This window comes from Sinorhizobium sp. 7-81, from assembly GCF_030124405.1.
Classification (GTDB): Bacteria; Pseudomonadota; Alphaproteobacteria; order Rhizobiales; family Rhizobiaceae; genus Sinorhizobium; species Sinorhizobium psoraleae.
The window spans coordinates 96,146-116,263 of sequence record NZ_JASKLT010000007.1; the positions used below are offsets into that span (position 1 = coordinate 96,146).

Annotated in this window: 21 protein-coding genes; 16 read left to right on the forward strand and 5 right to left on the reverse strand. The window is 60.5% G+C overall.

Annotated elements, in window-relative coordinates:
- Positions 1–11 precede the first annotated feature (11 nt).
- Positions 12–749 carry an AzlC family ABC transporter permease gene (locus QN224_RS22165; protein WP_283978392.1) on the forward strand — a complete coding sequence of 246 codons (738 nt, stop codon included), beginning with the start codon at positions 12–14 and terminating at the stop codon, positions 747–749.
- The gene (locus QN224_RS22170; RefSeq protein WP_269284241.1) at positions 749–1,090 is read left to right on the forward strand and encodes an AzlD domain-containing protein; all 342 of its coding nucleotides are present in this window, start codon (positions 749–751) and stop codon (positions 1,088–1,090) included. Before QN224_RS22165 ends, QN224_RS22170 begins: the two co-directional genes overlap by 1 nt.
- 54 nt (positions 1,091–1,144) lie before the next feature.
- Here the strand turns inward: QN224_RS22170 and QN224_RS22175 are convergent, their stop codons facing one another.
- The 4 genes from QN224_RS22175 to QN224_RS22190 all read right to left on the reverse strand — a co-directional run bounded on the left by QN224_RS22175 (position 1,145) and on the right by QN224_RS22190 (position 4,070).
- On the reverse strand, positions 1,145–1,564 hold the full coding sequence (locus QN224_RS22175) for an HIT family protein (protein WP_173512721.1): 420 nt from the start codon (positions 1,562–1,564) through the stop codon (positions 1,145–1,147).
- Positions 1,565–1,680: 116 nt separating this feature from the next.
- Positions 1,681–2,859: a GNAT family N-acetyltransferase gene (locus tag QN224_RS22180; protein ID WP_283978393.1), complete on the reverse strand. Its 1,179-nt coding sequence runs from the start codon at positions 2,857–2,859 to the stop codon at positions 1,681–1,683.
- A 4-nt stretch (positions 2,860–2,863) separates the two neighbouring features.
- Positions 2,864–3,589 carry a glycerophosphodiester phosphodiesterase gene (locus tag QN224_RS22185; RefSeq protein ID WP_173512723.1) on the reverse strand — a complete coding sequence of 242 codons (726 nt, stop codon included), beginning with the start codon at positions 3,587–3,589 and terminating at the stop codon, positions 2,864–2,866.
- A gap of 13 nt (positions 3,590–3,602) precedes the next feature.
- A complete protein-coding gene (locus tag QN224_RS22190) occupies positions 3,603–4,070 on the reverse strand; it encodes a RidA family protein (RefSeq protein WP_283978394.1) in 468 nt (155 codons plus the stop codon).
- 144 nt (positions 4,071–4,214) lie between these two features.
- Between QN224_RS22190 and QN224_RS22195 the strand changes: the two genes are divergently transcribed.
- The 14 genes from QN224_RS22195 (at position 4,215) to lpxB (ending at position 18,641) form a co-directional block, all read left to right on the forward strand.
- A complete protein-coding gene (locus QN224_RS22195) occupies positions 4,215–5,042 on the forward strand; it encodes a cell envelope integrity EipB family protein (protein ID WP_283978395.1) in 828 nt (275 codons plus the stop codon).
- Between the two features lie 182 nt (positions 5,043–5,224).
- Positions 5,225–5,992: a 30S ribosomal protein S2 gene (gene rpsB / locus QN224_RS22200; RefSeq protein WP_173512726.1), complete on the forward strand. Its 768-nt coding sequence runs from the start codon at positions 5,225–5,227 to the stop codon at positions 5,990–5,992.
- 253 nt (positions 5,993–6,245) lie between these two features.
- On the forward strand, positions 6,246–7,169 hold the full coding sequence (tsf, locus tag QN224_RS22205; RefSeq protein ID WP_283978396.1) for a translation elongation factor Ts: 924 nt from the start codon (positions 6,246–6,248) through the stop codon (positions 7,167–7,169).
- A gap of 190 nt (positions 7,170–7,359) precedes the next feature.
- The gene (pyrH, locus tag QN224_RS22210) at positions 7,360–8,082 is read left to right on the forward strand and encodes a UMP kinase (RefSeq protein ID WP_173512728.1); all 723 of its coding nucleotides are present in this window, start codon (positions 7,360–7,362) and stop codon (positions 8,080–8,082) included.
- 45 nt (positions 8,083–8,127) lie between these two features.
- Positions 8,128–8,688, forward strand: a complete 561-nt coding sequence (frr, locus tag QN224_RS22215; protein WP_269276093.1) for a ribosome recycling factor — start codon at positions 8,128–8,130, stop codon at positions 8,686–8,688.
- A 37-nt stretch (positions 8,689–8,725) separates the two neighbouring features.
- A complete protein-coding gene (locus QN224_RS22220) occupies positions 8,726–9,469 on the forward strand; it encodes an isoprenyl transferase (protein ID WP_173512730.1) in 744 nt (247 codons plus the stop codon).
- Positions 9,469–10,302, forward strand: a complete 834-nt coding sequence (locus tag QN224_RS22225) for a phosphatidate cytidylyltransferase (protein ID WP_283978397.1) — start codon at positions 9,469–9,471, stop codon at positions 10,300–10,302. The genes QN224_RS22220 and QN224_RS22225 overlap by 1 nt, the downstream gene beginning before the upstream one ends.
- A gap of 130 nt (positions 10,303–10,432) precedes the next feature.
- Positions 10,433–11,557, forward strand: coding sequence for an RIP metalloprotease RseP (gene rseP, locus QN224_RS22230; RefSeq protein ID WP_269276088.1), 1,125 nt, complete (start codon positions 10,433–10,435; stop codon positions 11,555–11,557).
- A gap of 300 nt (positions 11,558–11,857) precedes the next feature.
- Positions 11,858–14,191 (forward strand): outer membrane protein assembly factor BamA, encoded by a 2,334-nt coding sequence (gene bamA, locus QN224_RS22235; RefSeq protein ID WP_173512733.1) that lies wholly within the window; start codon positions 11,858–11,860, stop codon positions 14,189–14,191.
- A 45-nt stretch (positions 14,192–14,236) separates the two neighbouring features.
- The gene (gene lpxD, locus QN224_RS22240; RefSeq protein ID WP_283978398.1) at positions 14,237–15,301 is read left to right on the forward strand and encodes a UDP-3-O-(3-hydroxymyristoyl)glucosamine N-acyltransferase; all 1,065 of its coding nucleotides are present in this window, start codon (positions 14,237–14,239) and stop codon (positions 15,299–15,301) included.
- Complete coding sequence (fabZ, locus tag QN224_RS22245; RefSeq protein WP_269276084.1) at positions 15,294–15,758, forward strand: 3-hydroxyacyl-ACP dehydratase FabZ; 465 nt, start codon at positions 15,294–15,296, stop codon at positions 15,756–15,758. The genes lpxD and fabZ overlap by 8 nt, the downstream gene beginning before the upstream one ends.
- Positions 15,755–16,573: an acyl-ACP--UDP-N-acetylglucosamine O-acyltransferase gene (lpxA, locus tag QN224_RS22250; protein WP_283978529.1), complete on the forward strand. Its 819-nt coding sequence runs from the start codon at positions 15,755–15,757 to the stop codon at positions 16,571–16,573. Before fabZ ends, lpxA begins: the two co-directional genes overlap by 4 nt.
- Positions 16,574–16,578: 5 nt before the next feature.
- Positions 16,579–17,457 carry an LpxI family protein gene (locus QN224_RS22255; RefSeq protein WP_283978399.1) on the forward strand — a complete coding sequence of 293 codons (879 nt, stop codon included), beginning with the start codon at positions 16,579–16,581 and terminating at the stop codon, positions 17,455–17,457.
- Positions 17,457–18,641: a lipid-A-disaccharide synthase gene (lpxB, locus tag QN224_RS22260; RefSeq protein ID WP_283978400.1), complete on the forward strand. Its 1,185-nt coding sequence runs from the start codon at positions 17,457–17,459 to the stop codon at positions 18,639–18,641. The genes QN224_RS22255 and lpxB overlap by 1 nt, the downstream gene beginning before the upstream one ends.
- Before the next feature lie 30 nt (positions 18,642–18,671).
- Here lpxB and gltA read toward each other — a convergent pair whose 3' ends face one another.
- Positions 18,672–19,961, reverse strand: coding sequence for a citrate synthase (gltA, locus tag QN224_RS22265; protein ID WP_173512737.1), 1,290 nt, complete (start codon positions 19,959–19,961; stop codon positions 18,672–18,674).
- Positions 19,962–20,118 lie beyond the last annotated feature (157 nt).

Genomic DNA, 20,118 nt, shown 5'->3' on the forward strand with positions numbered 1-20,118 from the left:
TGCAGGTGTCCATGGAACGCGTTGAAGACGAACGATCATCTCTCGCCTGGTTCCTGACCGGCGCGCGCGGAATATTCAGCCTGCCCGCCATGATCCTCATGCTTTCCTTCGTCGGCTTTTGTTCGCTGACCGTGCAGGCCGGCGTCCCGCCGGAGCAGGTCGTGTTCATGACGGGCATTGTCTGGGCGCTGCCCGCGAAGGTTATCCTCGTGAGCTCGGTTCTGAGCGGCGCGAGCCTTGCGACGACCTTTCTCGCGGTGACGCTCTCGTCCGTGCGGCTCATGCCGATGGTGGCAGCCCTTGTCCCTGAATTGCGCACGGCGAAGACGCCAACATGGCTGCTTCTCGTATTGTCGCACTTTATCGCGATCACCGCCTGGGTGTTTGCGATGGAGCGCGTGCAACAAGTGCCGCGCCCGCACCGCGTGACATTCTTCGCTGGTTTCGGCATTGCGCTCGTCGCCGCAAACATGATGCTCGTGGCAGTCGTGTATCGTCTCGTCACCGACTTTCCGCCGATCGTCGCCGGCTGCCTCTTCTTTCTGACGCCTGTCTATTTTCTCGCCTCGATCTGGAATTCCGCGCGTCATCGCGTGGTCTATCTGGCGCTTGCCGCCGGCCTTGTCGCGGGACCGCTTTTCTATTGGCTGCTGCCGGAGTTCGACATCCTGCTTGCGGGCGTCGGCGGTGGAACGCTCGCCTGGCTCGCCGAGCGGTTCTGGCGCCCGCGACGGGAGGCGGGCGCGTGATGTGGCTTGAAGGTTGGTGGGCCTATGTCTTCATCGCGATTGCCGGCTGGCTCGCGACCGATATCTGGAGATGGCTCGGCGTGCTCGCCGGCAAGCGACTTCGCGAGGATTCCGAGGCATTGAACTGGGTAAGGGCGGTAGCGACAGCGCTGGTCGCGGCCGTCATCGCGAAGCTTATCCTCTATCCGAACGGCGTTCTCGAACAATCACCTCTGTGGTTGCGGCTGGGAGCCGTGGCGCTCGGCGCGATCGCGTTTTTCCTCGCCCGCCAAATACCGGCGGTCGGCATCGCAACGGCAATCGCGACACTCGCCGCCGGACTCTGGTGGCAGGGTTTCTAGTCCAGAGGGAACTGCTTCCCGGCGTCGGGAGATATTGTCCGGTGGTGAGGCCGCTTAGAGCGCCCCGCGGATCTTTTCCGCGTTCGCCGCAAGCACTGCGCCATCTTCCATCTTGCCGGAATGCGGCTTCAGCGGAATGCCTTCGCGACGGGGTATGACATGGAAGTGCAGGTGGTAGACGGACTGTCCGGCGGGCGCTTCGTTGAACTGCATGATCGTCACGCCGTCCGCGTCAAAAGCTTCCTTGGCCGCGATCGCGATCTTTTGAACCGTGCCGATCAGCGAGGGCAGCGTTGCCGCGTCGGCATCGAGAATGTTGCGGGAAGGGGTCTTGGGCAGCACCAGGACGTGGCCTTCCGCCTGAGGCATCACATCCATGAAGGCGACCGTAGCATCATCCTCGTAGACCTTGTGAGATGGAATTTCGCCCCGCAGGATCTTGGCGAAGATATTGTTCGTGTCATACGTGCTCATTTTCCTATCCTCGTAATGTCGCGCCGGCGTGGTCGGCGTCCTGTCAGTCGTCCCAGATCACGATAAGTTAAAGCGGGATGCGGGCGGAAAACCGCACACACTTTTCCTCATCCGCTCTAGCGCTCACCTTTGCGGAAAGGTCCGTGCTCCGCAAGAAATTCGCCGGTTTCTTCCACATCGCGGCGTTCGCGTTCGAGATAATCGGCAACCGCCCGCGCGAGCCCCGAGTGGGTGATGAAGTGCGCCGAATGCGTGGTGACGGGCATGTAGCCGCGGGCGAGCTTGTGCTCTCCTTGTGCTCCCGCCTCGACGCGCTTCAATCCCTTGGCGATCGCGAAATCGATCGCCTGATGGTAGCAGACCTCGAAGTGCAGGAACGGGTGGTCCTCGACACACCCCCAATGCCGGCCGTAGAGCGCGTCACTGCCGATGAAGTTGATTGCACCAGCGATATATCGGCCGCCGCGCTTGGCCATGACGAGCAAGATGTCGTCGGCCATCCTTTCACCGATCAGCGAATAGAAGGCACGGGTGAGGTATGGGCGACCCCACTTGCGGCCGCCGGTATCCATATAGAAGGAGAAGAACTGGTCCCAGATCGCCTCGGTCAGATCACTCGCAGTCAGCCAATCGATCGTTATGCCGCTTTCGACTGCCGTCCGGCGTTCTTTTTTCAGTGCCTTGCGCTTCCGGGATGCCAGCGTTTCGAGAAAGTCGCCGTAGGATCCGTAGCCTTCATTGGTGAAATGAAACTGCTGGTCGGTCCGATGAAGAAAGCCCGCCCGTTCGAAGGTCGGCATTTCGTCCGCCGATACGAAGGTTACGTGAGCCGAGGAGACGCCGTGGCGGCGCGTGAGTTCCTTCAGTCCCGCGGCAAGCGCATCGCGAACCGGCTGCGGATCGCGCCCTTCGGTGGTGAGCAGGCGTGGTCCTGTGGCCGGCGTGAAGGGGACGGAGCACTGCAGCTTCGGATAGTAGCGGCCACCCGCGCGCTCGAAGGCGTCGGCCCATCCATGGTCGAAGACGTATTCGCCCTGGCTGTGGCTTTTCATGTAGCAGGCAAGGCCGCCGCGCAGGAAGCCGTCCGCATCCTCCATCAGCAGATGTTGCCCTAGCCATCCCGTTTCGGCGGTCGCTGAGCCTGACTCCTCCAGTGCGGAGAGGTAGGCGTGCGAGACAAAGGGATTGTAGGGAACGTTGGTACTCAGCTTCGAGGCGCCGGCGAGCCTATTCCAGTTCGCCGGTGAGATCGATGTAAACGAGTGCTCGATGCGGATGTTGATGGCGTCTGTCATGAGCTTAGGAAATCATGGTCTCCCGTGGATCGAAACCCTCGAATGTCATCTGATCGGCATGAGCGAAGGTGTGTTCCTGCGCCTGCGGGTCGCGCACCGTCCAGGTGATGATGGTGTGTCCAAGCGCGCGTTCCTTGCTGATGAAGGCGTTCGGCAGGTGGCCGTAGAAATAGGAGATGAAGTCGAGGCCAAGCTGCATCGCTTCCTCATGCACGAAGAAGCGCTCCGGCTCGGCGCCCTCGGCCGTCAGGCCAAGGGGATACGGCGCGTCGAGCGCCTTGAGGTCCTTCAGCAGCCAATGATCGAAGCTCATCAGCGCCACCTGGCCCTTATAGCCTTCGAGCGTATCGAGCACCGCGGCGGCAAAGCCTTCGTCGTCGCCTCTCCGGCCCTTTAGTTCGATGACGAGCGGCACTCGGCCGTTAACGAGGCGGAGCATCTGCGACAGCGTCGGCACCTTGTCCTTGGTGCCGCCGACCGACATCAGCCCGAGCTCTCCTGCGGTCCGTGCCCGAACATCTCCCCTTATGCCGCAAAGGCGCTCCGTGGTGTCGTCATGAAAGACAACCGGAATACTGTCGGCGGTATATTGCAGGTCGCATTCGATCGCGAAACCCGCTTCGGCGGCGCGGGAAAACGCTGAAAGCGTGTTTTCCCAAACCTCCCGATTCATGTCGTGATAGCCCCGATGGGCGATCGGTTGGGCCTTGAGCCAGGAAATATCCTTCATGCGATTCCTCGGATCAGGCGATTTCGATGACGGCGTCGATTTCGACGGCCGCGTTGAAGGGTAGGGCGGCCATGCCCACCGCGGCGCGCGCATGCTTGCCGGCTTCGCCAAGCACGTTGGCGAACAGGTTGGACGCGCCGTTGATGACGAGGTGCTGTTCGACGAAATCCGGGACGGACGCGACGAAGCCGTTGATCTTGACGAGGCGGCGGATGCGCCCGAGATCGTCGGAAAGCGCTGCCTTTGCCTGGGCCAGGATGTTGATGGCGCAGAGTTCCGCGGCACGCTGGGCAGTCGCGACATCGACATCCTTGCCGACATGCCCCGTCACCGCGACCTTGCCGCCTTCCATGGGCAACTGCCCGGAAATATAGAGCATCGAGCCGCTGATCACGTAGGGAACATAGTTCGCTGCGGGCGCTGCTGCCAAGGGCAGGGTAATGCCAAGTTCGGCGAGGCGCGTTTCGATCTCTGCGGACATGGAAGGCTCCGTTGTTGTCTTTTGTGATAAAATCCGGCATGCAAGCTGGATCGCGACGGGCGTCAATCTTTCGTCGCGGATCTGCCTCGCTTCTGCCGACAGTTTGTTTATAGCATTGCCGGCGAGTGCAACAGGAGGAAACGGATGTTTCGTACAGGCTTCGGTCGCGCCAGTTTTGGAAGCGTCTGTTTCGCGGCGATGGTGAGCTTGGACGCCGCTGCTGCGAATGCGAGCGCGCTTGCGCCTCACCGCGCCGTTTACGATCTGGAGCTGAAGGATGCGTCCGATCGGTCGGGCATTTCGAGCATGTATGGCCGCATGGTCTACGAGTTCAACGGCTCGGCCTGCGAGGGTTACACGGTCAGTTTCAGGTTCATGACCCAGGTCGACACCGGCGAGGAAGTTCGCCTTACGGACCAGCAGACGACCACCTATGAAGACATGCGGAACGGCAACTTCCGCTTTCTGACGCGTTCTTTCACCGACGAGAAACTCGACAAGGAAGTCCGCGGCAGTGCGCATGAGGACAAGACCGGCGTCAAGGTCGAACTGACGGCGCCGGACAAGCGCGAGGTGGCGCTCGCCGAAAGCCGCTTCCCGACCGAGCACATGCTGGAAGTGATCGAACGGGCGAAGAAGGGTGACGCGTTTTTCGAAGCGCGCATCTTTGACGGCTCCGACACGGGCGACAAGACGCTGATCACCTCGACCTTCGTCGGCAAGGCCCGCAAGCCGGCATCGGACGACGCTGATGTCGGCAAGGCGGGACAGTTGGCTGCAGAGAATTATTGGCCGGTGACGATCTCCTATTTCAATGACGACAAGAGCGGAGATGCACTGCCTATCTACCGCATGTCGTTCAAGCTCTACGAGAACGGGGTTACTCGCGACCTGACGATGGATTATGGAGATTTCGTGCTGAGTGGAAAACTCGCCAAACTCGAAGTCTTCAATGCGGGAGACTGCAAATAAGCAGGAACCGCACAAAACTGACTTCCAGTCTTGATTTATCGGGCAGTTACCGCTAAGGGGCTGGCCATTCCACACGTGAGGCATGGGATGTTCCGGGAGAAATCCGGATTGTTCCGCCGGTGGGCGCATCAGCAATGCGCTCGACGCCTTGCGGAGGTTCAACCGGAAAAGGAGAAAAAGGCATGGCATTGCCTGACTTTACTATGCGCCAGCTTCTCGAAGCAGGCGTTCACTTCGGCCACCAGACGCATCGCTGGAACCCGAAGATGAAGCCCTACATCTTCGGCGATCGTAACAACGTCCACATCATCGACCTCGCCCAGACCGTCCCGATGCTGTCGCGCGCCCTGCAGGTCGTCAGCGACACCGTCGCCAACGGCGGCCGGGTGCTCTTCGTCGGCACGAAGCGCCAGGCTTCGGAAATCATCGCCGACGCCGCGAAGCGCTCTGCCCAGTACTACGTTAATGCTCGCTGGCTCGGCGGCATGATGACCAACTGGAAGACGATTTCCAACTCGATCCAGCGCCTGCGCAAGCTCGACGAAATTCTCGCTTCGGAAGCTTCCGGCTTCACGAAGAAGGAGCGCCTGAACCTCGAGCGTGAGCGCGAGAAGCTGAACCGCGCGCTCGGCGGTATCCGCGACATGGGCGGCACGCCGGACCTGATGTTCATCATCGACACCAACAAGGAATCGATCGCGATCGAAGAAGCCAAGCGTCTTGGCATCCCGGTCGTTGCCGTCATCGACTCCAACTGCGATCCGGACCAGATCGATTATCCGATCCCGGGCAACGACGATGCATCGCGCGCAGTCGCTCTCTACTGCGATCTCATCGCTCGCGCCGCCATCGACGGCATTGCCCGTCAACAGGGTGCCGCTGGCCGCGATCTCGGTGCATCGGTCGAGGTTCCGGTCGAGCCTGCTCTCGACGAATCGTCCGAGGCCTGATCGGGCCGGGCGGCAGATCAAGGCTGCCGTACCAAATGAAACGTCGGACGAGGCCGTTTGGGATGGAAATCTGAACGGCCTCGTTCTTTTCAGCCGGAAATGGCGCGATCGGGCCTACAATATCTTGCCCACGTATCATCGCGATGAAGCGTTCATCACGATGTCACATTGAAAAGCCATTCCCTGCCAAAACCTCCTGGCACTGCGCCGCTGATGGTGAGCGCGCCAGCCAAACAGACAAAGAGGCAAGAAGATGAGTGTTACTGCCGCAATGGTGAAGGAACTGCGCGAAAAGACCGGCGCAGGCATGATGGATTGCAAGAAGGCGCTTGCTGAAACCAATGGCGATATGGAAGCCGCGATCGATTGGCTGCGCGCCAAGGGCATCGCCAAGGCCGACAAGAAGTCCGGCCGCACGGCTGCCGAAGGCCTCATCGGCATTGCCAGCGCCGGCAATAAGGCCGTGGTCGTCGAGATCAACTCGGAGACGGACTTCGTTGCTCGCAACGACGCCTTCCAGGACCTCGTCCGCGGCGTGGCGGCTGTTGCTGTCGGAACCGATGGATCGGTCGACGCGATCAGCGCCGCCAACTATCCGGCTACCGGCAAGTCCGTCGCCGATACGATCACCGATGCGATTGCGACGATCGGCGAAAACATGACGCTTCGCCGCGCTGCGCTGCTGTCGGTCGACAACGGCGTCGTCGCGACCTACATCCACAATTCGGTTGCTGATGGCCTCGGCAAGCTTGGCGTACTCGTCGCCCTCAAGTCGACCGGCGACAAGGAAGCCCTGAACGCGATCGGCCGTCAGGTCGCGATGCACGTTGCCGCGACCAACCCGCTGGCAGTTCGCCCGAGCGAAATCGACCCGGCGGTTGCCGAGCGCGAGCGCAACGTCTTCATCGAGCAGTCGCGCGCTTCGGGCAAGCCGGATAACATCATCGAGAAGATGGTCGAAGGCCGCATGCGCAAGTTCTTCGAGGAAGTTGCGCTTCTTTCGCAGGCTTTCGTCATGAACCCCGACCAGACCGTCGAGGCAGCGATCAAGGAAGCGGAAAAGACCGTCGGTGCGCCGATCGAGGTTGCCGGTATCGCGCGTCTGCTGCTCGGCGAAGGCGTTCAGAAGGAAGAGTCCGATTTCGCTGCGGAAGTCGCAGCGGCTGCCAAGGGCTGATTTCTTCACCCTTATTGGGAAAACGTGGGGGCATCGCGTGACAACGCGATGCCCTTCGTGTATCCGGCATTCGTCAATGCGTCGGACCCGCCGGTTTGTGCCGGAGCGGTCGATACCGCGCAATACGATATACCCTATGCCGCTGTGCACTGCCTTCCGCACAGGCGTGCCGATCTGTTCAGGAGCGATGATGTCGGCCAAGCCAATCTACAAGCGTGTTCTTCTCAAAGCCTCCGGTGAAGCCTTGATGGGAAGCCAGGGCTTCGGCATCGATGTGGCGGTCGCCGACCGGATCGCCTCGGATATCGCCGAGGCGCGCGCCATGGGCGTCGAAGTCGGCGTTGTTGTCGGCGGCGGCAATATCTTCCGTGGCGTCGCAGTTGCCTCGAAGGGCGGTGACCGGGTAACCGGCGACCACATGGGGATGCTGGCGACGGTGATCAATGCGCTCGCGCTGGCGACGTCGCTGCGCAAGCTGGACATCGACACCGTGGTGCTTTCGGCCATTGCGATGCCGGAAATCTGTGAGAGTTTTTCGCAACGCGCTACCCTATATCATCTATCGCTTGGTCGCGTGGTCATCTTCGCCGGAGGCACGGGCAATCCGTTCTTCACGACGGATTCCGCCGCGGCGCTCCGCGCAGCCGAGATGGGTGCAGAAGCGATCTTCAAGGGAACGCAGGTCGACGGTATTTACTCTGCCGATCCGAAGAAGGACCCAACGGCTACCCGTTTCGATCGCCTGACCCACAGTGAGGTTCTGGAGAAAGGATTGGCCGTGATGGACGTAGCCGCAGTGGCGCTTGCACGCGAAAATGCCATTCCGATCGTCGTTTTCTCGATTCACGAGAGGGGCGGTTTTGCGGAGATCTTGACCGGTGGCGGCCATGCCACCATCGTCACGGACAATTGACAGTTTGAAAGCCCCTGGGGCTGTTGAAGACAGGAGTCTTGAACCATGAGTGAAGGTGTGGATCTGAAGGAACTGAAACGCCGCATGGACGGAGCGATCTCCGCGTTCAAGCACGACATCGCATCGCTTCGCACCGGCCGCGCATCGGCCAATGTTCTCGACCCGGTGACCGTGGAGGCCTATGGCTCACGCATGCCGTTGAACCAGGTGGCCAACATCACGGTTCCGGAGCCGCGGATGCTGTCCGTTTCGGTGTGGGACAAGTCCATGGTCGGCGCCGTTGAACGCGGGATCCGGGAATCGAACCTTGGCCTCAACCCGATCGTCGACGGCCAGAACCTGCGCATTCCGCTCCCGGAGCTGAACGAGGAACGCCGCAAGTCGCTCGTCAAGGTCGCGCACGACTACGCCGAGAAAAGCAAGGTGGCCGTCCGCCACGTTCGCCGTGACGGCATGGACGACCTGAAAAAAGCCGAAAAGGATGGCGAGATCGGGCAGGATATCCACCGTGCTCAGTCCGAGCGTGTCCAAAAGATGACCGACGAAACGATTTCCGAGATCGACCGCTTGCTCGCCGATAAGGAAAAGGAAATCATGCAGGTCTGACGCGTCGATGATCTGAGTCTCTTTTTTCGGACCGCCAATGCAAGAGTTCACCCCCGCAAACGTACCGAATCACGTTGCCATCATCATGGACGGCAACGGTCGATGGGCGAACGCGCGTGGACTTCCGCGCACGATGGGGCACCGAAAAGGTGTCGAGGCCGTGCGGGCTGCGGTAAAGACGGCCGCCGAACTCGGCATTCGCTATTTGACGCTTTTCGCCTTCTCGTCGGAAAACTGGAGCAGGCCCGAGGCCGAGGTCACGGACCTCATGGGCTTGCTCAAGGCCTTCATAAGACGGGATCTCGCCGATCTGCATCGCGAGAACGTTCGCATTCGGGTCATAGGCGATCGCGCAAATCTCAGCGGTGACATTCTGCCGTTGCTGATCGAAGCGGAGGAGACGACGCACGCGAACACCGGGATCACCTTGGTGATCGCATTCAACTACGGCGCGAGGGACGAACTGGCGAGGGCGATGCGTCGCCTGGCCGCAGAGGTGGCCGCCGGCCGCCTCCGCCCGGACGAGATCACGGCGGAAAGAATCACCGCAACGATCGATACCGCCGGCATTCCCGATCCGGACCTGATCCTGCGGACGAGCGGCGAGGAGCGCCTCTCCAACTTTCTGCTTTGGCAAGGAGCCTATTCGGAATTGCTGTTCATTCCCGAACTTTGGCCGGACTTCACACGCGAGACGTTCCTTGCCGCCATTGAAAAATATGCCAGCCGCGAACGCCGCTTCGGCGGCCTGCCGCAACCGACGCTGGCGGTTGGTTCCTGATGCAGAGTGAACTCAAGCTTCGCATCGCCTCCGGGGTAGTGCTTGCGGCGGTCGCCCTTGGCGCGACCTGGGCAGGCGGGCTTGCCTTCCAGCTCCTGTCCGTCGCGATCGGTTTGCTGGTCTACTACGAATGGTCGACCATTACCAAACTTGCCGAGAGCGACTTTCAGGGCAACGCTCTCGGGTGGCTTTCGCAGGCCGTGATCGCAATCCTCGTCCTGTTTGACTATATTCACTTCAGCCTGCCGGTGCTGGCGGCCTTTTCGCTTTTCGGCGGGCTTTGGGTGCTGATCCGCAAGACGAGCTGGTGGTTGCCGGGTGGCATCGTTTACGCGGGTTTGACTGCGGTATCGCTCGCCGCAATCCGCGGGGCAGATTATCTCGGTCTGATCGCGATGCTTTTCGTGTTCGCCGTCGTTTGGGGGACGGACATCTTCGCCTATTTTACCGGAAGGGCGATCGGCGGTCCGAAGCTGGCGCCGGCCATTTCGCCTGGAAAAACCTGGTCGGGAGCGCTGGGCGGGACGATCTGTGGCGTTCTTGCGGGTGTTGCCGTGTTCATGGCTCATTTCTCCCTGCAGGATCTGCGCATCCCGATCATTGCGCTTGTGCTGTCCGTTTCCAGCCAGATCGGGGATCTGTTCGAGTCCTTCATCAAGCGTCGTTTCGGCGTAAAGGATTCGAGCAAGCTTATCCCTGGACACGGCGGGGTTATGGATCGGGTCGACGGATTGATATTCGCCTGCGTCGCCGCCTTGATTCTGGTGCTGGCCCAGCTTCTGTTTGCCGGCGGGCGCGCAGTCGCCTTCGGTCCGGTTCTGTTGGGCCTTTGAGGCTGCCGCATAATTCCTTAAGTCGAAGTCGAATTAGGGGTAGATTATGCAAGCATGCAAAATGTGACAGCGACAGCCGCGCACCTCAAGGCAGTGCGGTGTCGCAACAGCGGATGCGTTAGGAAATACCATGAGCCTTCTGCTTGAGAATCTGCAATACGCCATACCCACCTTCCTGTTTCTGCTGACCCTCTTGGTCTTCGTTCATGAGCTGGGGCACTATCTGGTGGGCCGCTGGTCCGGCATCCGCATTCTCGCCTTCTCCGTCGGTTTCGGACCGGAGCTCTTCGGTTGGACCGACCGCCACGGCACCAGATGGAAGTTCTGCGTGGTTCCACTCGGCGGCTACGTGAAATTCTTCGGCGACGACGATGCAGCAAGCACGCCCGACTATCGCCGGTTGGAGACAATCGCGCCGGAAGACCGCGCCCGTTCATTCCTGGGTGCGAAGCTTTGGAAGAGGGCTGCAACCGTCGCGGCCGGGCCGATTGCCAATTTTGTGCTGGCGATTGCGATTTTCGCTGTTCTCTTCTCCATCTACGGCCGTGCCGTTGCCGATCCGGTTGTGGCCTTGGTGGCGCCCGGCAGCGCGGCGGAAAAGGCGGGCGTCAAGTTGGGTGACCGGCTGGTGTCGATCGACGGAACGCCGATAGCCACCTTTGACGACGTACGGCGCTACGTCAGCGTTCGCCCGGAACTGCCTATCACGGTCCGCGTCGAGCGCGACGGTTCCGCGATCGACCTGCAGATGGTGCCGCAGCGTACCGAATCCGTCGACCCGCTGGGCAACAAGGTGGAAGAGGGCAAGATCGGCATCGGGACAAATCAGGAGGTCGGGAACTTTCGAATCGAGACCTACGGACCGCTTGAAGCGGTCGGTCAGGGAGCCCTGCAAAGCTGGCGAATCGTGACCGGCACGTTTGACTATCTGTCGAATCTGTTCGTTGGCCGGATGAAAGCCGATCAACTGGGTGGACCGATCCGTATTGCGCAGATTTCCGGGCAGATGGCCAAGCTTGGCGTCGCCGAAGTCTTGAATTTCGCAGCCGTCCTTTCAGTTTCTATAGGATTGCTTAACCTCATGCCCGTCCCCGTGCTTGATGGCGGCCATCTCATGTTCTATGCGGTGGAAGCGTTGCGCGGAAAACCCGTCGGCCCCGCAGCACAGGATATCGCTTTCCGCATTGGATTTGCGATGGTGCTGATGCTCACGGTCTTCGCGGCGTGGAATGACATCAACTGGCTTTTCGGCTGAAACAGGATTTCGAAGATCGAGGCGCTGTCTGCAGGTCTTTGCTCTTCTTGCGATCCGCGTCCTGGGAGGGACGTAGCAACCTTTCGGATATTGTGAACGAGTGACGCGCCGTGGCTTGCGCCGCAAGGATTTGTTTACGATAAGTCGAATCCGTAGTGGCTGTTAAGCCACGGTTCGAATTGAAGTAAACAGAATTTAACTAGCTGACTTGCTTGTATGGCAAAAGCGGGTAAAACGGCAACCGTGACCGGAGTCGGTACGAAATTGCCGCGGGACGTTGGGAAAAGGTAAGATTTAAACATGAAAGCTGGTTCAAGATTTTTGAACGCGGTGTCGGCCTTTGCGCTGTCAGCAAGCATGGTTACCACGGGTGCCGGTGTTGGGGTGTTCGCAGGCACGTCGGTTGCACAAGCCGCGGTCATCAATCGGGTTGAGGTGCGGGGCGCAACGCGTGTAAGCGCGGACACCGTACGTGCGAACATAACGATCGTCCCGGGCAGGAGCTTCAGCAACGCCGATATCGATGCTTCGGTGAAGCGTCTTTATGCCACCGGTTATTTCTCCGACGTCAGCATCAATGTCGCCGGCGGCACGCTCGTCGTCTCTGTCAGCGAGAACCAGCTCGTCAACCAGGTTGTTTTCAACGGTAACCGCAAGATCACGGACGACAAGCTGCAGGCTGCAGTGCAGACCCAGCCGCTCGGTCCTTACAGCGAGGCAACCGTCGAGAGCGATATCCAGTCCATCAAGAACGCCTACGCCGCGATCGGCCGTAGCGACGTCACCGTGACGACGCAGGTCGTGCCGATTGCCGAGGGGCGTGTGAACCTCGCCTTCGTCATCAATGAGGGCGAGCGCACGAAGATTTCTCAGATCAATTTCGTCGGCAACGAGGCTTATAGCGATGGCCGGTTGCAGTCGGTGATTGCGACCAAGGAATCGGGCATCTTCTCGTTCCTGACCCGCAAGGACGTCTACAATCCGGACAAGCTGCGTGCCGACGAAGAATTGCTGCGTCAATTCTATTACAATCGCGGCTATGCCGATTTCCAGGTCGTCTCGTCCGACGCGACGCTGAATGAGGCGACCAATGAATACGCGGTGACGATCACCGTCGAGGAAGGCCCGCGCTACGATTTCGGTCCGGTCAACATCGAATCGACCGTCGAAGGCGTCGACGCCGAGGAGTTGAGGGGGCTGGTCCAGAGCCGGGAAGGCTCCGTCTACAAGGCCAAGGATGTTCAGGATACCATGAGCGAAATTTCGAAGCGTGTAGCTTCGGAAGGCTACCCGTTCGCTCGCGTGACGCCCCGTGGCAACCGTGATCTTGCCAACCACACGATCGCCGTCGATTATCTCGTCGACCAAGGCGAGCGCGCCTATGTCGAGCGCATCGAGATCCGCGGCAACACGCGCACGCGTGATTACGTTATTCGCCGTGAGTTCGACGTCGGTGAAGGTGATGCCTTCAACCAGGAGATGATCGCGCGCGCAAAGCGCCGGCTCGAGGCCCTTGGCTATTTCTCGACGGTGAACATTTCGACGCAGCCGGGCAGTGCCGCGGACCGCGTCGTGATCATCGTCGATGTGCAGGATCAGTCGACCGGTTCGTTCGGCATCGGTGCCGGCTATTCGGCCGGCAGCGGCGGCGGCTTCCTTGTCGAGGCCTCGATCGAAGAGAAGAACTTCCTTGGTCGCGGCCAGTACATTCGCGTCGCAGCCGGTCGTGGTGAAGACAACCAGACCTACAATGTGTCGTTTACCGAGCCTTATTTCCTCGGCTACCGCCTGGCCGCTGGCTTCGATCTCTTCAAGAACGAAAACGACTACGACGACGATCACTACACCTATGACGATCAGGGCTTCAGCCTGCGCGTGACTGCGCCGATCACCGAGAGCCTGTCGACAACGCTGCGCTACAACTTCACCAGGATCGATTACGGTGGCGACTTGGACGAACTGTCCTCGCCTTATGACCGCGTCGTCGAAGAGAGCCCGTGGACGCGTTCGTCTATCTCGCAGTCGGTGACCTACAACACGCTTGACGACGCCCAATTGCCGCACGAGGGCATTCTCGCGACGGTTACGCAGGAGTTCGCCGGACTTGGCGGTACCTCTGATTTCTACAAGCTTACCGGTAAGGCCAAGTGGTACTACACGCTGAACGACGAGGCGGACATCATCGCGTCGATCGGCGGAAGTGCCGGTCACCTGTTCAAGACCTCCGGATCAATGGAAGTCTTCGACCAGTTCCAGCTGGGTAGCAACGATATCCGTGGCTTTGAGCGCAACGGTATCGGTCCGCGCGTCAACAACGGCGACGCGCTCGGCGGCACGACCTACTTCACGGCCTCTGCGGAAGCGTCGTTCCCGTTGCCGGGCATTCCGCGCGATAGCGGCTTCCGCGGTGCACTCTTCGTCGATGCCGGCACGCTTTACGGTAATGACGTGGAGCTGACCGGAGCGGGTGAGTTCGCTCGTGGCACGGACGCATCGTTGCGTGCGTCTGTCGGCGTCAGCCTTATCTGGGCTTCGCCATTCGGTCCGCTGCGTGTCGACTACGCGGTTCCGGTTGCGAAGGAGGACTTCGACGAGGTGCAGAACTTCAAGTTCGGCATTAACTCGTCGTTCTGATAAAAGCAGTCCAGAACTGCCGTACAAAATCGTTCTGGAGTGTCCATGGAACAGAACTGCTTTTTTCCGCCCCATGAAGGGATTCGCTTGGGCGACTTGGCGAATCGGATTGGGGCGGAGTTGTCGGATGCCGCTGCCGCGGATCGCTTGATCCACGGGGTAGCACCGGTTTATCGCGCCAAACCGGGTGACGTTTGCTATATGCTCTCGCGCAAGAACCGCGATGAGCTGCAAGATTGCCATGCTTCGGCAATCATTTGCGACAAGGCGATTTCTTCGATCGTACCGGACAATATCCCCGTTCTCTTGACCCCGAAGCCGCATACAGCCTTCGCGCTTGCAGGTGCGCTGCTTCACGAAACGGCAATGCGCCCATCGTACATTACAAGCGAGCGGGGCGTTGCTGCGGGTGCGTTTGTCGATCCGACAGCCCGGCTTGAGCCCGGTGTAGAGGTCGAGCCGACGGCAGTGATCGGTGCCGGTGCCGAGATTGGGAGCGGAACGCGCGTTGCCGCGGGCGCCGTCATCGGACCGAATGTCCGGATTGGCCGTGATTGCACGATTTCAGCGGGTGTCAGCATTCTTTGTGCGCTGGTCGGCAACAACGTCATCATTCATCCCGGCGCGCGGATCGGTCAGGACGGTTTTGGCTACGCGCCAGGCCCAAAGGGCGGGATGATCAAGATCGTTCAGGTCGGTCGCGTGATCATCCAGGACCATGTCGAGATCGGTGCGAACACGACGATCGATCGCGGCACGATGGATGATACCGTGATCGGCGAGGGCACGAAGATCGATAACCTCGTGCAGATCGGACACAACGTCCGCATCGGCCGCTATTGCGGCATTGTCAGCCAGGTCGGCATCGCCGGCAGCACGAAAATTGGCGACGGCGTGATGATTGGCGGCGGAACGGGCGTCAACGGCCATATCACGATCGGCGACGGCGTACAGATCGCCGCCATGAGTGGCGTTGCAAGCGACGTGCCGCCCGGGGAGCGTTACGGCGGAATTCCCGCACGCCCGATGCGGGATTTTCTGCGGGATATCGCCGAGATGGCGATGCGCGCCAGCGAAAGACAGAAGAAGAAGGGTGGCAAGGATGAATGAGGCTGCAACCGTACTCGGCACGGCGGATATTCAGGAAATCCTGAAGCTTCTTCCCCACCGCTACCCGTTCCTGCTCGTCGATCGCATCATCGAGATCGATTCCGACAACTCCGCGATCGGAATCAAGAATGTGTCGGCGAACGAACCGCATTTCACCGGGCATTTCCCGGAAAAGCCGATCATGCCGGGCGTGTTGCTGATCGAAGGCATGGCGCAGACGGCCGGCGCCATCTGCGCCCGCAAGACCGGGATCGGCGAGAACCTCGTCTACTTCATGACCATCGACAATGCCCGTTTCCGCAAGCCTGTCGTGCCGGGGGACCAGGTCGAGTTCCATGTCGTCAAGCAGAAGCAACGTGGCAATATCTGGAAATTTCACTGTGATGCAAAAGTTGACGGGCAACTTGTCGCGGAAGCTGATATCGGCGCGATGATCGTCAGCAAGGAAGACGCCTGAACATGATTGCATCGACTGCGAAGATCCACCCGTCATCTGTCATCGAGGATGGGGCCGTGATCGGAGAGAACGCTAAGATCGGCCCGTTTTGCCATATCGGGCCGAATGTCGTTCTGGGCGACGACGTCGAGCTCATAAGCCATGTCGTGGTGATTGGGCGCACGACGGTCGGCAAGGGTTCGAAGATCTTTCCGTCGGCCGTCATAGGCGGCGACTCGCAAAGCATGCATCATAGCGCCCTCAACACGACGCTGGTGATCGGCGAGAACTGCACCATCCGTGAAGGTGTGACGATGAACACCGGCACCGTCGAGCACGGCGGCACCACGGTCGTCGGCAACAACAATCTTTTTCTTGCCAATTCTCACGTCGCACACGATTGCCGCCTTGGGAACAATATCATCCTGTCCAACAACGTCATGCTGGCGGGGCATGTGACCGTTGGCGACCGCGCCATTCTTGGCGGCGGATCGGCCGTTCACCAGTTCACGCGCATCGGCAGGCAGGCCTTTATCGGCGGCCTTTCGGCGGTCAGCTACGACGTCATTCCGTATGGCATGCTCAACGGCAACCCCGGCGTTCTGAGCGGCCTCAACGTCGTCGGCATGACGCGCGCGGGCATAGAGCGCGCGACGATCCATGCGGTGCGGCGGGCGTACAAGCAGATTTTCGACGGACCGGAATCGATCCGCGCCAATGCTGCGGCGATCCGGCAGGAGTATCTCGATTGCCCGCCGGCGCTCGAGATCCTCGATTTCATTGCCGCAGAGAGCGATCGCGCGCTGTCGTCGCCGAACCGCGGCGCCAGAGGTTGACCGCAGTGGCGGCCCACCGCCTGCCGGGTACAGGGGGCAGGTTGGCGATTATTGCTGGCGCTGGCGCGCTGCCACATCACGTGGCGGAGGCGGCGCGGCGGCAGGGCGAGGACCCGTTCATCATTGCACTGTCGCGCGAAGCGGACGCCGACTGGACGGGATTCGACCACTCCATCCTCGCCATCGGTGATTTCGCCGCAATCAGCCGGACCTTCGAGGCAGAGGGGATCGATCGTGTCGTGCTCTCCGGAGGTGTCCGGCGGCGACCGGAATGGCGTGATATCCGCCCCACGCTCAGAACGCTCGCTAAAGTGCCGAGCGTCCTTCGGACTCTGATGTCCGGCGGCGACGATGCGGTCCTGCGAATGGCGATGGATCTCATCGAAGCAAGCGGCGCCCGTGTCATCGGTGTGCAGGACGTCGTCCCCAATCTTCTCGCAGATGCCGGCCCACTCGGAACCCACATGCCTACCGATGACGATCGCCGGGACGTGGAAGCTGGGATCGCCGCCGCCAATGCATTGGGAGCGCTCGATGTCGGGCAGGGCGCCGTCGCCGTCGGCGGCAGGGTGATCGCGCTCGAGGGCGCCGAAGGCACAGACGCCATGCTGGCTCGTGTTGCCGCACTCAAGGCGGAAGGCCGGGTCTCTGCCCGCCGCCGCGGGGTTCTTGTCAAGCTCTGCAAACCGCAACAGGACGAACGCGCGGACCTGCCCTCGATTGGTCCTTCCACGGTCGCCGGCGCCGAGGCAGCGGGGCTCGCAGGCATCGCAGTCGAGGCGGGCAGGGCACTTGTCCTTGAGCGCTCGCAGGTCGTCGAAATGGCCGACAAGAGCGGCCTGTTCATTCTGGGTGTTGAACGCGGCGGCTATGGGAGCCGTTGATGACCGGCACAGGCTACAAACTGGCCGTAATAGCCGGAGAAGTCTCCGGAGACCTGCTCGGCGCCGATCTGGTGCGCGCGCTTCGGTCTCGTCTTGAAGGTTCGCTCGAACTGGTCGGCGTAGGCGGCGAGGCGCTTGAAGCCGAGGGGCTGACATCGCTGTTCGACTATTCCGAGCTGTCGATCATGGGTTTTTCGCAGGTGCTTGCGCGTTTGCCGAAGTTGCTCCTGCGCATCCGCCAGACCGCCCGTGCGATCATCTCGGCGCGGCCCGATGCATTGCTGATTATCGACAGCCCGGATTTTACCCACCGCGTGGCTCGGCACGTGCGTGCCGCGCTACCGCACTTGCCGGTGATCAATTATGTCTGTCCGAGCGTTTGGGCATGGAAGCCTGAGCGCGCACCGCGCATGCGTGCCTATGTCGATCATGTGCTTGCGGTTCTGCCGTTCGAGCCGGAGGTGATGCGTACACTTGGTGGCCCGCCGACCACCTATGTCGGGCATCGCCTTGCGTCCGACGCGAATGTCCTGGCGGTTCGTGCGCGCCAGCACGAGAAGCAGCGGCTGGAGCGGCAGCAAGAGCCCGCGACCTGTCTCCTGCTTCCGGGGTCACGCGGGAGCGAGGTCAGCCGCTTGCTGCCGATTTTTCGCGAGACTGTCGAGGAACTCGCGGCGCGTCACGAAGGCATGCGCTTTCTGCTGCCGACAGTTCCTCGCCAGGAGCGGCGCGTAAAGGAATTGACGGCATCGTGGAAGGTCCGGCCTGAAATCTCCGTCGCGGCGGACAGGAAGTGGGAGGCTTTTGCCGAGGCCGACGCCGCGCTCGCCGCTTCCGGGACCGTCATCCTCGAACTCGCGCTTGCCGGGATCCCCGTCGTTTCGACCTACAAGGCCGATTGGCTTGTCAGTTTCCTGCACTCGCGAATCGGGATATGGACTGCCGCACTTCCGAACCTGATTGCTGATTTTCCGATCGTGCCGGAGTATTTCAACAAGGCGATCCGGCCGGCGGCGCTGACGCGCTGGTTCGAGCGGCTTTCGATCGACACGCCACAACGCCGTGCCATGCTTGACGGTTTCGCCCTTGTGCAACAGCGCATGGCAACCGACCGTCCACCTGGCGACAAGGCGGCGGAAATCGTCTTCGACTATCTCCAAAGAAAAAAGCCCGGCCATTTCTGACCGGGCTTTTTCGATTTCACCGGTGTCTGCTCAGCGCTTCGAGACAGGGAGGTAGTCGCGCTGCGGAGCGCCGACATAGAGCTGACGCGGGCGGCCGATGCGCTGTTCCGGATCCTCGATCATTTCATTCCACTGCGCGATCCAGCCGACGGTGCGGGCCAGCGCGAAGAGCACGGTGAACATGGTGGTGGGGAAGCCCAGCGCCTTCAGCGTGATGCCGGAATAGAAGTCGATGTTCGGATAAAGCTTCTTTTCGATGAAATACTCGTCGGTCAGCGCAATGCGCTCGAGTTCCATCGCGACTTCGAGCAGCGGATCGTCCTTGTGGCCGAGCTCGGCGAGAACCTCATGCGTCGTCTTCTGCATGATCTTCGCGCGCGGATCGTAGTTCTTGTAAACGCGATGGCCGAAGCCCATCAGGCGGAACGGATCGTTCTTGTCCTTGGCCTTGGCGATATATTCCGGAATGCGGTCGACCGTGCCGATCTCGGCGAGCATATTGAGTGCCGCCTCGTTGGCACCACCGTGAGCTGGTCCCCAGAGGCAGGCGATGCCGGCCGCAATACATGCAAACGGGTTTGCGCCCGACGATCCGGCGAGGCGGACGGTAGAGGTCGACGCATTCTGCTCGTGATCGGCGTGCAGGATGAAGATCCGATCCATCGCGCGTGCGAGAACCGGGTTCACGACATATTCCTCGCAGGGGACCGCAAAGCACATGCGCAGGAAGTTAGAGGCGTAGTCGAGGTCGTTCTTCGGGTAAACGAACGGCTGGCCGATATGATATTTGTAAGCCATCGCGGCAATCGTCGGCATCTTCGCGATCATGCGCAGCGACGCGACCATGCGCTGGTGCGGATCGGTGATGTCGGTCGAGTCGTGATAGAAGGCCGACAAGGCGCCGACGCAGCCGCACATGACGGCCATCGGGTGCGCGTCACGGCGGAAACCGGTGAAGAAGCGCGACATCTGTTCGTGGACCATCGTGTGATGGGTCACCCGGTAGTCGAAGTCGTCCTTCTGAGCCTTGGTCGGCAGTTCACCGTAGAGGAGCAGGTAGCACACTTCGAGGAAGTCGCCGTGTTCGGCAAGCTGCTCGATCGGATAGCCGCGATGGAGCAGCACGCCCTCGTCGCCGTCGATATAGGTGATCTTGGATTCACACGACGCCGTCGACGTGAAGCCGGGATCGTAGGTGAACATGTGCGTCTGCTTGTAGAGCGATCCGATATCGACGACGGCCGGCCCAATGGATCCCGATCGCACTGGCAGTTCCGCCGATTTTCCATCGAATGTTACGACCGCGCTTTTTTCTGACATGGGACCCTCCGTCTTATGGCAACGTGGCATAGAGATATGCCACGAAAGTGAACGTTGCGAATTTGCTATATGATTTATTTTCGACTGCCAAGCTGTACGAAAGGCAAATGGTGCGATGCGAAAATGTGCATATGGCAACGCAATAATCGCACGTTAT